The sequence below is a fragment of the Hymenobacter defluvii genome, from assembly GCF_017589435.1.
Classification (GTDB): Bacteria; Bacteroidota; Bacteroidia; order Cytophagales; family Hymenobacteraceae; genus Hymenobacter; species Hymenobacter profundi.
On record NZ_JAGETX010000001.1, the window covers coordinates 91027 to 106513 of the forward strand.

Annotated in this window: 12 protein-coding genes; 7 read left to right on the plus strand and 5 right to left on the minus strand. The window is 58.6% G+C overall.

Features of this window, described 5'->3' with window-relative positions; all coding sequences use genetic code 11:
• Window positions 1–7: 7 nt before the first annotated feature.
• On the plus strand, window positions 8–2674 hold the full coding sequence (locus J4D97_RS00350) for an MGH1-like glycoside hydrolase domain-containing protein (RefSeq protein WP_208305898.1): 2667 nt from the start codon (window positions 8–10) through the stop codon (window positions 2672–2674).
• Window positions 2675–2858: 184 nt separating this feature from the next.
• On the opposite strand, the gene J4D97_RS00355 is transcribed toward J4D97_RS00350, so the two are convergent.
• The gene (locus J4D97_RS00355; protein WP_208305899.1) at window positions 2859–3524 is read right to left on the minus strand and encodes a hypothetical protein; all 666 of its coding nucleotides are present in this window, start codon (window positions 3522–3524) and stop codon (window positions 2859–2861) included.
• Window positions 3525–3862: 338 nt separating this feature from the next.
• On the opposite strand from J4D97_RS00355, the gene J4D97_RS00360 reads away from it, so the two are divergent.
• From J4D97_RS00360 to J4D97_RS00385, 6 genes are all read left to right on the plus strand, one after another.
• Window positions 3863–4504, plus strand: a complete 642-nt coding sequence (locus J4D97_RS00360; protein WP_243900073.1) for a (2Fe-2S)-binding protein — start codon at window positions 3863–3865, stop codon at window positions 4502–4504.
• Between the two features lie 6 nt (window positions 4505–4510).
• Entirely contained in the window at window positions 4511–5500 is a 990-nt protein-coding gene (locus tag J4D97_RS00365) for an FAD binding domain-containing protein (RefSeq protein ID WP_208305900.1), read from the plus strand.
• Window positions 5501–5642: 142 nt separating this feature from the next.
• Entirely contained in the window at window positions 5643–8018 is a 2376-nt protein-coding gene (locus J4D97_RS00370) for a xanthine dehydrogenase family protein molybdopterin-binding subunit (protein ID WP_208305901.1), read from the plus strand.
• A 108-nt stretch (window positions 8019–8126) separates the two neighbouring features.
• Window positions 8127–9323, plus strand: a complete 1197-nt coding sequence (locus J4D97_RS00375) for an XdhC family protein (protein ID WP_208305902.1) — start codon at window positions 8127–8129, stop codon at window positions 9321–9323.
• A 23-nt stretch (window positions 9324–9346) separates the two neighbouring features.
• The gene (locus tag J4D97_RS00380; protein WP_208305903.1) at window positions 9347–9961 is read left to right on the plus strand and encodes a nucleotidyltransferase family protein; all 615 of its coding nucleotides are present in this window, start codon (window positions 9347–9349) and stop codon (window positions 9959–9961) included.
• 102 nt (window positions 9962–10063) lie between these two features.
• Window positions 10064–11482, plus strand: coding sequence for an MFS transporter (locus J4D97_RS00385; protein ID WP_208305904.1), 1419 nt, complete (start codon window positions 10064–10066; stop codon window positions 11480–11482).
• Window positions 11483–11548: 66 nt separating this feature from the next.
• On the opposite strand, the gene J4D97_RS00390 is transcribed toward J4D97_RS00385, so the two are convergent.
• The 4 genes from J4D97_RS00390 to J4D97_RS00405 form a co-directional block, all read right to left on the minus strand.
• A complete protein-coding gene (locus J4D97_RS00390) occupies window positions 11549–12565 on the minus strand; it encodes a zinc-binding alcohol dehydrogenase family protein (protein WP_208305905.1) in 1017 nt (338 codons plus the stop codon).
• 82 nt (window positions 12566–12647) lie between these two features.
• Window positions 12648–13436, minus strand: coding sequence for an SDR family oxidoreductase (locus J4D97_RS00395; RefSeq protein ID WP_208305906.1), 789 nt, complete (start codon window positions 13434–13436; stop codon window positions 12648–12650).
• Window positions 13437–13615: 179 nt separating this feature from the next.
• Window positions 13616–14446 (minus strand): amidohydrolase family protein, encoded by an 831-nt coding sequence (locus tag J4D97_RS00400; RefSeq protein ID WP_208305907.1) that lies wholly within the window; start codon window positions 14444–14446, stop codon window positions 13616–13618.
• Complete coding sequence (locus J4D97_RS00405) at window positions 14433–15290, minus strand: fumarylacetoacetate hydrolase family protein (RefSeq protein WP_208305908.1); 858 nt, start codon at window positions 15288–15290, stop codon at window positions 14433–14435. The genes J4D97_RS00400 and J4D97_RS00405 overlap by 14 nt, the downstream gene beginning before the upstream one ends.
• Window positions 15291–15487 lie beyond the last annotated feature (197 nt).

Here is a 15487-nt window from a genome sequence, read left to right on the forward strand (position 1 = left end):
AAGTAGTATGACCACAAAAGAACAGAGCCCCGAACACCACCGGTTGGCCCAAATCGACAATCCCGAAACACCCTGGCGGCGGTTCGGCCCCTATCTTTCGGAGCGGCAGTGGGGCACGGTGCGCGAGGACTATAGCCCCGATGGCAACGCCTGGAACTACATCACCCACGACATGGCCCGCAGCAAAGCCTACCGCTGGGGCGAAGATGGCATTGGGGGCATCTGCGATGATGACCAACTGTTATGCCTATCAGTGGCGCTCTGGAACGGTCAAGACCCTATTCTGAAAGAGCGGTTGTTTGGGTTGAGCGGCCCTGAGGGTAACCACGGCGAGGACGTGAAGGAGTTGTATTACTACCTCGACAACACGCCGTCGCACTCCTATATGCAGATGCTCTACAAGTATCCGCAACGTGCGTTTCCGTATGAGTGGCTGGTTCAGGAAAATGCGCGCCGGGGGCGGCACAAAACGGAGTTTGAGTTGCTGGATACGGCCATTTTCAAGGAAAACCGGTATTTCGATGTCTTCATTGAGTATGCTAAAGCCGGCTCGGAAGATATTCTGGTTCAGCTAAAAGTATGCAACCGTGGCCCCGAGGAAGCCACCGTGCAGGTGCTACCCCAATTATGGTTTCGGAATACTTGGGCGTGGGGGTACGACGACTACCGCCCGCAGTTGCAGGCAGCTGAGGAAGGTAGCAGCATCACCATCAACCATCGGGAACTGGGTGAGCGGCGCCTCTACTACGATGGTGAGCCCGAACTGCTGTTCTGCGACAACGAAACCAATACCCAGCGCCTCTACAACGCCCCCTCCAATGCGCAGTATTTCAAGGACGGCATCAACGATTATGTGGTATATGGGCACGAACAGGCCGTAAATCCGGCGCGCTGTGGCACCAAGGCGGCCGTGCGCTACTCCCTAACCATTCCGGCTGGCGAGGAACGCGTGGTGCGCCTGCGCTTGGCCGCGCCTAACATAGACGAACCTTTTGCTGAGTTCGATGACTTGGTACAGCAACGCAGCGAAGAAGCTGATGCGTATTACGAGGTAGTGCAGCGCGATATGCGCAGCGACGACGCCCGCAACATTCAGCGGCAGGCGTATGCGGGCATGCTCTGGAGCAAACAGTTCTACTATTATAATGTGCGCCAGTGGCTGGAGGGTGACCCGGCCCTACCCCCGCCACCACCCCAACGCAAAGAGGGCCGCAACCACAACTGGACTACCCTCAACAACGCCGACATCATCTCGATGCCCGATACCTGGGAATACCCCTGGTATGCCTCTTGGGATCTGGCGTTTCACTGCCTGCCGTTGGCGGTGCTGGATGCGGAGTTTGCCAAGCAGCAACTGCGCCTGCTCACCCGCGACTGGTACATGCAGCCCAACGGCCAGCTGCCCGCCTACGAATGGAAGTTTGAGGACGTGAACCCGCCCGTGCATGCCTGGGCCACGTGGCGGGTGTACAAAATCGATCAGAAAAACCGAGGTGGCAAAGGCGATACAAAATTCCTAGAGTCGGTATTTCATCGCTTGCTGCTAAACTTTACGTGGTGGGTGAACCGCAAGGATGCCGAAAATCGCAACGTGTTCGAGGGTGGCTTTCTGGGGCTCGATAACATTGGCGTGTTCGACCGGAGCGCCGATCTGCCCAAGGGCGTGTTCATCGAGCAGGCCGATGGCACCAGCTGGATGGCCATGTTTGCCCTGGATATGATGCGCATTGCCCTGGAGTTGGCCCGCACCAATCCCGTGTACCAAGACATGGCCAGCAAGTTCTTCGAGCACTTCCTCTACATCGCCGAGGCCATGACCAAAGTAGGGGGTGGTTATTCGCTCTGGGACGAAGAGGATGAGTTCTACTACGACGTGCTGAACTCGCCCGACCGGGGCCGCCAGATGCTGAAGGTGCGCTCCATGGTAGGGCTGATTCCGCTGTTTGCCGTGGAGGTACTCAATGATGATATGTTGCAGGAGCTGCCCCGTTTCAAGGAGCGCATGGACTGGTTTCTGACTCACCGCCCCGATCTGGCCAAGCTGGTGTCGCACTGGCAGCAGCCGGGCGAGGGCGCTACCCGCCTGCTATCCTTGCTGCGTGGTCACCGCGTGAAGCGCCTACTGGCCCGCATGTTAGATACGGCGGAGTTCCTTTCGGAGTATGGCGTGCGCGCCCTCTCGCGCTACCACTTGGAGCACCCGTATGTGTACAAAGCCGATGGCAAGAGCTTCACCGTAGGCTACGAGCCGGGCGAGTCGCAGTCGGACCTTTTTGGGGGCAACTCCAACTGGCGCGGACCTATCTGGTTTCCAGTCAACTTCTTGATTATCGAATCGTTGCAGCGGTTTCATCACTACTATGGCGACGACTTCGTGGTAGAATACCCTGCGGGTTCCAACCAGTATGTATCGCTGCTAGCCGTGGCCGACGCCCTGACGGAGCGCCTGAGCAACCTGTTTCTGCGCAACGCAGAAGGCAAGCGCCCGGCCCTAGGCGACAACAAGCAACTACAAACGGACCCGCATTTCAAGGATTATCTCTTGTTTCACGAATACTTCAACGGTGATACAGGCAGCGGCCTCGGCGCTAGTCACCAAACCGGCTGGACTGGACTGATTGCCAAACTTTTGCAACCCCGCCGCAAAGACAAGCACCCAGCTGAGGAGTTGTAAGAGAGTTGTGAGTTTGTGAAATTGTGAATAAAAAGCGCGTGTCATCCTGAGCGTAGCGAAGGACCTTATGCCAGTAGAACGAGTCGTTGTCACGTCAATCGTTCAGACGTAATAAGGTCCTTCGCTACGCTCAGGATGACACGCGCTTTTTATTCACAATTTCACAAACTCACAACTTCACCATTCACTGCCGCCGCAGGGTAGGCAGGTTGTGCCACGCGCTTTGCTGCGGTTGAGTTCCACCGTATACCTGCGCTTTGTCGGCATCCTGACTGCGGCCAATGAGGACAGCAAACCCCTGTTGCTGAGGCGCGGTGGCCTGAAACTCGTAGCCGCTATAGGGTAGGCCCGTTTCGCTATCCTTTGGGATTTCGATGTCTGCAAAGAAGCTCGGATTCAAGTCAGCCAGGCCGGTTTGTCGGCTCAGGAGCTTGCTGCCCTGGCGTGCTTCGGCCACGTAGTGCACCGTGGAATAATTGCGGCGCGTGAGCGTGAGCCGATACGTACGGCCCTTATCGGTGGCGGCGTATACCACGGGCGCGTTTGCGGGCAGCTCGGCCACTGGAAACGCTACGGAGTCGGTGGGGCTGAGCAGGAGCCAGTTGCCGTGCACATCGAAGCTGGTTTCGGCCTTGTTAGCTTCCTGAAAGCTACGGATAAAGTGAGGCGAGAAATGCGTGGTATCCAACTGCGCTAGGCGGGGTGCCTTGGGTCGGGCGGCTGGCGGGGTAGGGGCTACCACCTCGGCGCTGACCTGGGGGCTGTCCTGCTCCAGGTTTTTGTTGCTGGTACAAGCGGCGGCCAGCAGCAAAGCAGCCAAACCAGAGAAGCGCAGAAAAGAAGCAGGCATAGACAAAAGAACGGGCAAGCTACTGAGGGATAAAGCGGTAGGGCGCTACGCCCCGCCGACTGCTCAGTTACAAGCAGATCCGGCCGACAAAGATACCAGTTGCCAACCACCAATAAGGCAACAGATATCTAATTGCTTGCAACCAACTTTTCGGCATAGCCGTAGACCAGAGGCTGCTTGCTTTTCAAATATAAAATATTGTGAATCTGCTAATTAAGATAGATTCTAAGTAAGCGATTACCAAACAAACGCATTTCGGCAACAGTTGTAGGATGTGCCAACGCTACCTGCTGAGCGTAGCCCCCTCCACCTAATTTCTCATTAAACTCTTCTTTCTGATGTATAACGATTCTCCGGCCGACCAGAGCGGCAATAACCCCGGAGTTACGCCCAACGATGGCTCGCGGCGGAATTTCATGAAGCAGGCCGGGGGTATCCTGGGCTTAGTGATGGCGCCGCCCTTCATTAGCCAGGCCGAACGCCTCACAGCGCTTTCCAAAAAAGTAGCGGGCGTGTCGCCGGTACAGTTGAAAGTAAACGGCACCGTCCGCACGCTGCAACTAGAGCCACGCGTAAGCCTACTCGATGCCCTGCGCGAGTATATGGGCCTGACCGGTAGCAAGAAAGGTTGCGACCATGGCCAATGCGGTGCCTGCACCGTGCACGTAGACGGCCGCCGCATTGTGAGCTGCCTTAGCCTGGCCGTGATGAACCAAGGCAAAGAAATCACCACCATAGAAGGGCTGGCCCAGGGCGACAAGCTGCACCCCATGCAAGAGGCTTTCCTGAAGCACGACGGGTTCCAGTGCGGGTATTGCACACCGGGTCAGATTATGTCGGGCGTTGCTTGCGTGAAGGAGGGCCACGCTGGCTCCGAGGCCGAAGTGCGGGAGTGGATGAGCGGCAACCTGTGCCGTTGCAGCGCTTACCCCAACATCACAGCAGCCATTCTGGAAGCTGAAAAAAGCATGAAGGCGTAATTGATTATGAATAACTTCTCCTACCTCCAGGCCACCAAGGCCAAAGAAGCCACCGGGGCCAAACGCGACGATAAATCATCGGCGTTTATTGCCGGGGGCACCACCCTGATCGACCTGATGAAGCTGAACGTGGAAAACCACAATCAGCTGATTGACGTGAATATGCTGCCTTTCAAGGGCATCGAACAAAGCAACGACGGCCTACGCATTGGCGCCCTAGAGCGCATGAGCGACGTGGGCGAGCACAAACTAGTAGTAGACCAGTACCCAGCCATTTCGCAGTCGTTGCTACTGGCGGCGTCGGCGCAGCTGCGCAACATGGCCAGCATTGGCGGCAACATTTTGCAGCGCACCCGGTGCCCCTACTTCCGTGATACTGCTTTCCCCTGCAACAAGCGCGAGCCCGGTACCGGCTGCCCCGCCAAGGAAGGCGACAACCGTAACCTAGCCATCCTGGGTACTTCCGATGCCTGCATTGCCACCAGCTACCCCGGCGACTTGTCTGTGGCCCTTATTGCCCTGGATGCTGTCCTGACGTTGGAAAACGCCAAAGGCAAACAGCGCCGCGTGCCCATCACCGAGTTTTACCGCCTACCCGGCAAAACGCCCCACATTGAAAATACCCTGGAAGCCGACGAGCTGATTGTGGCCGTGACGGTGCCCAAGGCCGAGCACGCCCGCAAGTCGCTGTATATGAAGGTGCGCGACCGGGCCAGCTACGCCTATGCGCTAACGTCGGCTGCCGTGGGGCTCGATGTGCAGGGTGGTACTATTCGCTCGGCGCGGGTGGCGCTGGGTGGGGTAGGAGCCCAGCCCTGGCGCTCGAAAGAGGCGGAACAGATGCTAGTGGGCAAGCCTGCTAACGAGGCTACTTTCCGGGCTGCGGCCGCCGCTGCGGTGCGCGGTGCGCAACCCTACGAGCACAATGCCTTCAAAATAGAGATGGTGCAAAATACGCTGGTGCGTGCCCTGACCGAGGTAGCTGCCAAGGGGTAGGGGCGCATTGCACGCGCCCGTAAACCGACAGAACAAGGTCGGTATAGGGCGGGTGCCACACACCCCACCACGAAAAACGACTTGGATTGACGCATCAGCAACAGCAACGATAAACGGGCGCCTGCAAGGCGCCCCTACCTATATGGAAACCAATTTTTTTGAACCTACTCTGCCCCCCGTTAATGCGGTAGGCAAGCCCATGGACCGCGTAGATGGTCGGGCAAAGGTGATGGGTGCCGCCCGCTACTCGGCCGAGTATCCGGTGAATGGCCTGGTACACGGCGTGCTGAAAACCAGCGATATAGCGAAAGGCAAGATAACTAATATCGACACCTCGGCGGCGGCCAAAGAACCAGGCGTTATCAGTATTCTCACCTACCAGAATATCCCGAAGCCAGCCAAGGTGCCCAGCGCCCTGAAGGAAGAAAAAAAGTGGCAGGCGGCGCAGTCGTACCTGCCCATGCAAGACGCCGAAATTCACTATGCCGGTGAGCCCGTGGCCCTGGTGGTGGCCGACACGCTGGAGCGCGCTATACAGGCGGCGGCCCTCATCAAGGTATCGTATCAGGTGGAAAAGCCCATCGACTCCTACCACGATCCGAAGGCTGATCTGTTTGATCCGCAGAAGATTCAGAACGGCAAGACCGATGGGCACAAGGTGCGCGGCAACCCCGAGACGGCCTATGCCAGCGCGCCGGTGAAGCACGAAGCTACCTACGTGCACGCCATCAACCACCACAACCCCATGGAGCCTGCCGCTACCACCGCCGTATGGGAGGGTAGCGACCGGCTGACGGTCTACGAATCGACCCAGAACATTACCATGAGCCAGGGTTCTTTGGCGAATCTGCTGGGCATTCCGCGTGACCAGATACGCATTGTGACGCACCATTTGGGTGGCGGTTTTGGGTGCAAAGGCTCGTTTTGGCCCCACACGATTCTGACGGTGCTGGCGGCCCGCGCCGTAAACCGGCCGTTGCGGCTGGTGCTCACGCGTCCGCAGATGTATACCTCGGTAGGCCACCGCGAAGACCAGGAGCAAACCCTAAAAATAGGCGCTACTCAGGAAGGCAAACTGGTGTCGATGATCCACGAGAAAAAATCGACGACTTCGCCCTGGGACAACTATGCCGAGTCGAACAGTAAGGTGGTGAACATGCTGTACGCGTGCCCGAACTTCTCGGCCCGCTACGAATTGGCCCGTGCTAATGTGATGACGTCGGTGTGGATGCGCGCCCCTGGCGAGGCCCCCGGTTCGTTTGCGCTCGAAAGCTCCATGGACGATTTAGCCCACCAACTCAATATGGACCCGCTGCAATTCCGCCTCCTCAACTACGCCGATAAAGACTACAGCGACAACGAAAAGCCTTGGTCCAGCAAGTCGTTGAAAGAGTGCTACACCCGTGGCGCTGAGCTGTTTGGGTGGAGCAAGCGCAACCCCAAGCCCGGCCAAACCCGCCGGGGTAAGAAGTTGGTAGGTATGGGCATGGCAACGGCCACCTACCCCGTGCACAGCGCGCAGGGCACGGCCCGCGTGCGCCTATTTGCCGATGGCCACGCCGTGGTGCAGAGCGGCGCCACCGACCTGGGTACCGGCACCTGGACCGTGATGACGCAGGTAGGCGCCGATGCGCTGGGCCTACCACCCGAAAAAGTGCGGTTCGAGCTAGGTGATACGCGCCTGCCCACCGCTCCCGGTTCGGGCGGCTCGCAAGCAGCCGGCACGGTGTCGTCGTCCATTATGGCAGCGGCTGAAGACCTGTGGAAAAAGGTGATTGATATGGCCGTAGGCGATAAAAAATCACCGCTCTACAAGGCCAAGCCTACCGATGTGAAGGTAGAGCTGGGCCGCATGTTCTTGAAAAAGAACCCGCAAAAAGGCGAAACCCTGGTGGCCGCCCTCTCGCGCAGCGGCATGACCGACATCGAGGGCATGGCGATGGGCAAGTATGGCTCCGGCTACGAGGAAAAGCATTTTGCTGCGGCAGGCGGCGCAGCTGGAAGCCCCGAGGAGCCAGGTGGTAAGAACGAAAAGGGTGAGGAAAAGAAGCCTTCGGGCCACTCTATGCACTCGTTTGGCGCCCACTTCTGCGAGGTAGAGGTCGATCCAGACTTCGGTACCATCCGCGTGACGCGCTGGGTAGGGGTGCACGGGGTAGGGCAGGTGCTCAACCTGAAAACTGCTACAAGCCAGCTCTACGGCGGCGCTATTTTCGGGATTGGTTCGGCGCTGATGGAAGAGACTTTCCGTGACCCCAACTACGCCCGCTACACCAATCACAACCTGGCCGAGTATCACATTCCCGTCAATGCCGACATTCCCGACATGAAAATTGAGTTTGTGCCGGAAAAGGACCCCTATATTAACGCGCTGGGCGTAAAAGGCATCGGGGAAATCGGGATTGTGGGCGTGGCCGCCGCCGTTGCCAACGCCGTATACAACGCCACCGGCAAGCGCATGCGCAGCCTCCCCATGACGCCAGACAAAATGCTGCAAGCCCTGCGCACTTCGGCGTAGACTTGAAGATATAAAAGCTTGTCATCCTGAGCTTGGAGGACCTTTTCACCGTTCTATCGTGAGAAGGTCCTTCGCTCTGCTCAGGATGACAGCAGTAATGAATTAAGCATGACTGAACTCCAACGCCTTCTCATCGCCTACGACGCGCACCGCGCGGCGGATAGGCCGTGCGCGCTGGCTACGGTGGTTGATCTGGCTGGCTCGGCCTACCGCCGGCCGGGCGCCCGCATGCTGGTAACGGCCGATGGTCAGCTTACGGGTGCCATCAGCGGCGGCTGCCTCGAAGGTGACGCCCGTCGCCGCGCCCGCCAGTGCATCCAGCGCCAACAGCCTACCGTCGTCACCTACGATTCCACCGACCCCGACGACGACCTGCAATTTGGTTCGGCGCTGGGTTGCCAGGGCATTGTGCAGATTTTGCTGGAACCGTTGGCTTTCGACAATGCCAGCAACCCACTGGAATTGTTGCGCAACTGGTGGGAAGGGGTAGAAGAGCCAGCAGTAGTCGCTACTGTGTTTCACCTAGACGGCCCCTCCACAGCACCGGCTAGGGTAGGGGAGCGGCTGCTCCTCACGACCAGCGGCGCAGTGCAAGGCAGCTTGCCAACTCACTCAGCGCTATACGAGCGTATTCTAACCGACGCCCGGCAAGCGTTGACCAACAATCAGCCAGCCACTCGCAGCTACCCTTCGGAGGTAGGACAAGTACGTGTGAGCCTGGAAATTCTGCGGCCTCCCGTGCGCCTGCTTATTTTCGGAGCCGGCAACGACGTGAAACCCGTAGTGCGTATGGCTTCGACGCTGGGATGGCGCGTGCGCGTGGTAGATGGCCGCCCCGGACTGGCGCAAGCCACGCGCTTTCCCGAGGCCGAAGCAGTGCGTGTAGTACCCGTAGACCAAGTGTCTACCCTACCGCAAGACGGCAGCTTCGCCCTGCTCATGACCCACAATTACTACTATGATTTAGCTGCTTTGCGCCATTTGCTCAATGCGCCTACGCCGTACATCGGTCTGCTAGGTCCGCGCAAAAAGTATCTGCGTTTGTTGGAGGAATTGGAAAAGGATGTGCCCGATGCCGCCCAGCGCCTGCAACAACGACTGCACAGCCCCATTGGCCTAAACCTGGGTAGCGAAACCCCTGAAGAAATTGCCCTTTCCATTGTAGCCGAAATACAAGCTGTACTGGCTGGCCGGCCGGCCGGATTCCTGCGTGACTCGCCGCACCCCATTCACCACCGCATTGCTTCTGATGGAGAGCTGGCCGCTAGCGCGGCCGTATCGGCGGTGTGCGAGTTAGGAGGGTAGGGGCCTTGACTATCAATACGCTAGTGTCAGAAAGTCAGGATTCTTCTCTGCCCGTAGTGGGCGTACTATTGCTGGCAGCAGGCTCGTCGTCTCGTTTGGGGCGGCCTAAACAGTTGCTCCCATACGAAGGACAAAGCCTCTTACGCCGAGCTGCTACCACGGCCGTAGAAGCGGTGCTGGGGCCGGTTGTTGTCGTAACGGGCGCATTGCACGAGGAGTTGTTACCGGAATTAGCAGACCTAGCTGTGCAAACGGTGCATTGCCCTACTTGGCAAACAGGCATGGGCGCTTCGCTGAAAACAGGTTTGGCGGAGTTGCAACAGCACCAGCCAGCACCAACCAGCGTCCTCGTGCTGCTCTGCGACCAGCCTCACATTACGCCTACCTTGCTGCGGCAGTTGGTAGTGGCGCAGCTAGCCACGCAGCAGCCCATTGTGGCAACTGAGTATGGCTCCGTGCGTGGGGTGCCGGTGTTGTTTGGGGAAAGCGTGCTGCCCTTGCTACAAGCATTGCCCGACGCGGCGGGAGCGCAGCAACTGCTGCGCCAGCACTCGGCGTGGGTAGCCACCGTGCCGTTCCCGGCCGGGGCGATTGATGTGGATACGGAGGCGCAGTATGCGGCTTTGCTAGGGAAATAGGAGTAGCACATCGGGATATTGTATGTTTGAGCCCGACGGCAACAACCGGGGCGCCGGAATCTCGTTATTTGTCCTGCTTTCCCTCCCTAATCCTATGATTGTATGAGTGCTACCGCTACTCCTGCCCCCGATGCGGGCTTTCAGAGCGTACCCAAAGACGACAAGCGCATCACCCGTGGCTGGACGTTTTACGACTGGGCTAACTCGGTGTATCCACTGGTAATTACCAGTTCCATTTTTCCCATTTATTGGGGCAGCATCACAGAGGAGCTAAGTCCTAAAACGGACGTTGTCAATTTCTTAGGAGTAGAAGTGCCCGGCTCGTCGCTGCTGACGTACGCCATTTCGGCCGCCTTCCTGCTGATAGCCCTGGTCAGTCCGTTCCTGACGTCGCTGGCCGACTTCTCCGGGCGTAAGAAATTGTTCATGCAAGTGTTCTGCTATCTGGGAGCTGCCTCTTGCGCGGCGTTGTATTTCTTTACCCCAGAGACGCTCACGCTCAGCACGTTCATCTTTATAGCAGCCACCATCGGCTTTTCAGGGTCTATTGTTTTCTACAACAGCTACCTACCTCTCATTTCTTCGGAAGAGCAGTACGATTCTCTGTCGGCGCGGGGCTTCTCGATGGGGTATATCGGCTCCGTTTTGTTGCTCGTTATTTGCCTGTTGTTGGTTACCTTCAACGAAGCGCTGGGTATTGAGAAGGCCTTCGCCACGCGGCTGAGCTTTTTGCTAACGGGCATCTGGTGGGCCGGTTTTGCGCAAATCACGTTCTTCTCGCTGCCCGCCGACCCCGGCCGCCCAGCCGGCGCCACCTCCGATTCGGGCTGGCTACTCAATGGCTTCCACGAGCTGAGCAAGGTATGGGACCAACTCAAGCAGCTCCCCAATCTCAAGATTTTCTTGCTGGCCTATTTCACCTACAACATGGGGGTGCAAACGGTGATGTACGTAGCCACCATCTTCGGCGACAAAGAGCTGCATCTCGAAAGCACCGCCCTGATTGTTACTATTCTGCTGCTGCAAGTGGTAGGCATTCTGGGGGCCTACCTGTTCGCTAAGCTCTCGGAGCGCATCGGCAACACGCGGGCCCTGAGCTGGTCGGTCGTTATCTGGGCGCTTATCTGTATTGCGGGTTACTTCGTACAGGCCGGTTGGTCGTTCTACGCCCTGGCCTCGGTGATTGGCCTTACCATGGGCGCCGTGCAAAGCCTGTCGCGTTCCACCTACTCCAAGATTATCCCTGAAAATACCCCCAATACAGCTGCCTTTTTCAGCTTCTTCGACGTGACGGAGAAGCTGAGCATTGTCATTGGTACGGCTGTTTTCGGCGTTATTGCTCAGATTACGGGCTCTATGCGCAACAGCATCCTCGCCCTCATCGTGTTCTTCATTCTGGGGTTGATTTTCCTGCTTCAACTGCGCGGCAAAAAGTTGCGCGAAGACCCTGCCGACACCGATGCTTTTCCCGGTCCGCCGCCCGCTACCCCCAACGTAGCCATGCCCGCTAAGGAGCTATAGGCTATATGCTTTGGGGTGTGATACATCTTACCGTGAACATGCCGTAGTTGGCTTGCGCAGGAGGGCTTATTCCACTTCTATCATAGCCTTAATAACACCCGTGGCGGGGTCGAGCCAACTGGCAAACACGTCCTTGGCCTGCCCGAACGGCACGCGGTGGGTGATGTAGGTGGTAGGCTGCACCAGGCCCTGGTGCATGGCGTGCAGCACGTGTTCAAAATCGGCGCGGGTGGCGTTGCGGCTGCTCATAAGCGTGGCTTCGCGCTTGTGAAACTCGGGGTGCGAAAAGCTGATATCGCCCTTCTGCAAGCCTACCAGCACAAAACGGCCGCCGTGGGCCAGGTACTGAAACGCATTGTTGATGGCCCGCTGGCTGCCTGTAGCGTCGATGACTACTGTGGGCATGTCGCCGTAGGTGATGTGGCGGAGTTGCTCAGCCACGTCTGCATTGCCGGCGTTGATGGTATGCGTCACGCCGAGGGCCGAGCGGCAGAAGCTCAGGCGCTGCTCATTGAGGTCGAGGGCAATGACGTGCGCGCCGGCAATGCGGGCAAACTCCATCACGCCCAGCCCAATGGGGCCAGCACCTACCACCAGCACAAACTCGCCGGGTTGCACCCCAGCCCGGCGCACGCCGTGCGCCCCAATGGCCAGCGGCTCCACCAGCGCCAACTCATCGAAGGTGAGGCTGTTGCCGTGCACCAGCGCGGCGGCGGGCACGCCCAGAAGTTCCGTCATACCGCCGTCAAGGTGCACGCCACACACCTGCATTTGTACGCAGCAGTTGGGTAGGCCGCGCCGGCAAGCTATGCACGTGCCGCAGCCAAAGTAGGGGATGAACGTAACCGCCTCGCCTACCTGAAAATCGGTGGCGTCGCCGGTGTCTACTACCTCGCCGGCCAGCTCGTGGCCCAGTACGCGGGGGTAGGAGAAGAAGGGTTGCGTGCCTTCAAACGCGTGCAAATCGGTGCCGCAGATGCCAATTCGCCGGATGCGCAGCAGAGCTTCGCCGGGCCGTAGGGTAGGGGCGGGGCGGTGCTCGTAGGCGAGTTGGGTAGGCGCGGAGCAGATGAGGGTATTCACGGATAGTTGGTAGGATGATACAGTGGCAAGCTATAGACAGGCGAATATGGCGCGGGGCACAGCCCCGCGCCATGGCTACCTACTAAGCGTTGGCGAGGGCGCGGTCGAGGTGTACGTAGCCGCCGTCTACGTGCACGATCTGGCCGGTGGTATGGCTGCTGCGCGGCGAGAGCAGGAAGGCGGTGGTGTTGGCAATTTCCTCGGCCGTGGTCATGCGGTTTTCCAGCGGAATCTTGCTAGTGATTTCGTGGAGCTTCTCCTCGGGATTAGGTAGGGTTTGAATCCAAGTTTCGTAGGCGGGCGTCCAGCACTCGGCCACCACCAAAGCATTCACGCGGATGCCGTATTTCAGCAGTTCCACGGCCCATTCGCGGGTGAGGGCGTTGCGGCCACCGTTGGCAGCAGCGTAGGCAGAGGTGTTGCCCTGGCCCGTTTCGGCGGTTTTAGAGGTGATGTTCAGAATAGCTCCCTTCGACTTTTTTAGCTCTGGTAGGGCGTAGTGAGCCAGCAGGTAGTAATGCACCATGTTACGGTGCAGGCTGCGCATAAACAATTCATACGTACCGTGTTCCAGGCTCACGCCATCATTCACGCCGGCATTGTTCACCAACCCATCGATGCGGCCAAATTGCTCTACTACGGCCTGCACGGCGCGGGCGCACTCGGCGGGGTCCGATAGCTCGGCGACTATCTGACCAGCTTGTCCGCCCGCGGCGGTTACGTCGGCAACTACCTGCTCATTATCCGCCGCATTGCGCCCAATGATAACCGGAATGGCGCCCTCGGCGGCCAGGACCCGCACAATACCTTCGCCGATGCCCTTGGCCCCGCCGCTGACGATAATAACCTGATTCTGAAGTTGTAAATCCATGGGGTGGGAGGTTGTAGACTATTTGAGTTGATGATTGAACAATGTAGAGACGCATATTTGCGTCTCGTCAGTCGCGCCATTTGTACCGCGTTGGAGTCATTCGGACAGCAATGTGCATCCGGTCGTTCAACGACGAGACGCAAGTATGCGTCTCTACACCGTTCCAGCTCGAATAGCTTTTAAAGTCGATAGAAAGCGGCAGCATTTTCGCCCCAGAACTGGGCTTGCTCGGCGGTCGAAAAGGCGCGTAGGTAGTCTTCAACCAGCTCCACCAGGCGGGCATAGCCCCCGGCTACGTTGCACACGGGCCAGTCGGAGCCAAACAGGAGCCGCTGGGGTCCAAAGGCTTCGAATACCACGTCGAGGTAGGGATGGAAGTCCTGGGGCTGCCAGTGTTGCCAGTCGGCCTCCGTGACCAGGCCGGACACCTTGCACAGCACGTTTTCGTGCGCGGCTAGTGCCCGAATGTCCTGCGCCCACGGTTCCAGCGTGCTGGCTTTGATGAGGGGCTTGGCCAGGTGGTCGACCACGAAGGGCTGGGTAGGGAAGGCCTCGGCCAGCTCGGCGGCGTAGCCAAGCTGGTCGGGCAAAATCAGCAAATCGTAGGTGAAGCCCGCGTCGAACAACGCCGCGAGCCCGCGCCGAAACGCGGGCCGTAGCATCAGGGCGCGGTCTTCCTCACCTTGTAACACGTGCCGGAAGCCTTTCAGCTTCTCAAACTGCGCGTAGTGGGCTAGGCGCTCAGCCACGTTGTCGGCCTGCAAATCCACCCAGCCTACCACACCCTTGATGAAAGCGTGCTCGTCGGCCAGCGCCAGCAGCCAATCGGTTTCGGCTTCGCTTTGGCTGGCCTGCACGGCCACGCAGCCATCTAGGTTGTGCTGTTGGAGCAGCGGCGCCAGATCGGCGGGGAGGAAGTCGCGCCGGATGGCGGCCATGTCGGGCGTTATCCAGGCGTCGCGCACGGCATCGAAATGCCAGAAATGCTGGTGGGCGTCAATTCCGGCCATACGCTTTCACCTGCTGGCGGGCCGTGCCCAGGCCGTCGATTCCCAGCTCCACCACGTCGCCGGGCTTCAGGTACACGGGCGGGTTGAAGCCTAGCCCTACCCCGGCCGGCGTGCCGGTGGAGATGATGTCGCCGGGCAGCAGGGTCATGAACTGGCTGAGGTAGGAAATCAGGAAGGGAATCTTGAAAATGAGGTTGGCGGTGGTGCCGTCCTGCATCATTTTTCCGTTCACCGACAGCCACAAACGCAGGTTGTCCACGTCGCCTACCTCGTCGGGAGTTGCCAGAAACGGGCCTACCGGCGCAAAGGTGTCGCAGCCCTTGCCCTTGTCCCAGGTGCCGCTGCGTTCCAGCTGAAACTCCCTTTCCGACACGTCGTTGTGCAGGGCGTAGCCGGCAATGTAATCGGCCGCGTCGGCCTCTTCTATGTAGGAAGCGCGTTTGCCAATCACCACAGCTAGCTCCACTTCCCAGTCGGTTTTCACCGAGTTTTTGGGAATGATGATGTCGTCGTGCGGGCCGATGTAGGAGGTGGTTGATTTCATAAACAGCACTGGCTCAGGCGGGGGCGTGGCGCCGGTTTCCTTGGCGTGGTCGGCGTAGTTGAGGCCGATGCACAGGATTTTAGACGGCCGCGCTACCGGCGGTCCTAGCCGCTCGCCATCGGCGAGAGGCGTGAGCCGGCCTTCGTGACTTTGGACAAACTTGGCGAGGCGTTGTAAGCCACCGTTGGCAAAAAACGCCTCGTTGTAGTCCTCGCCAAAGGCTGATACATCGTAGGGCTGGTTGTGGAGCAGAATACCGGGTTTTTCGTGGCCGGGCTGGCCGTAGCGGATCAGTTTCATGCAATCAGGAAAAGAAAGAATAGAACGTTTCGGACCGCATACTATCAAAAAAACAGCAAGTGCAGGTCCGTTCCAGCTTCTGAGCCAATAAGCTATGGTCCGCAATGCAGCCTACCCTCCTGGCCCATCCTGTGCAAGGAAAGCGAACAAAACCGCCGAAAACAGACGCAAAGGCAGCTAGATAGAGTAAGATCCGC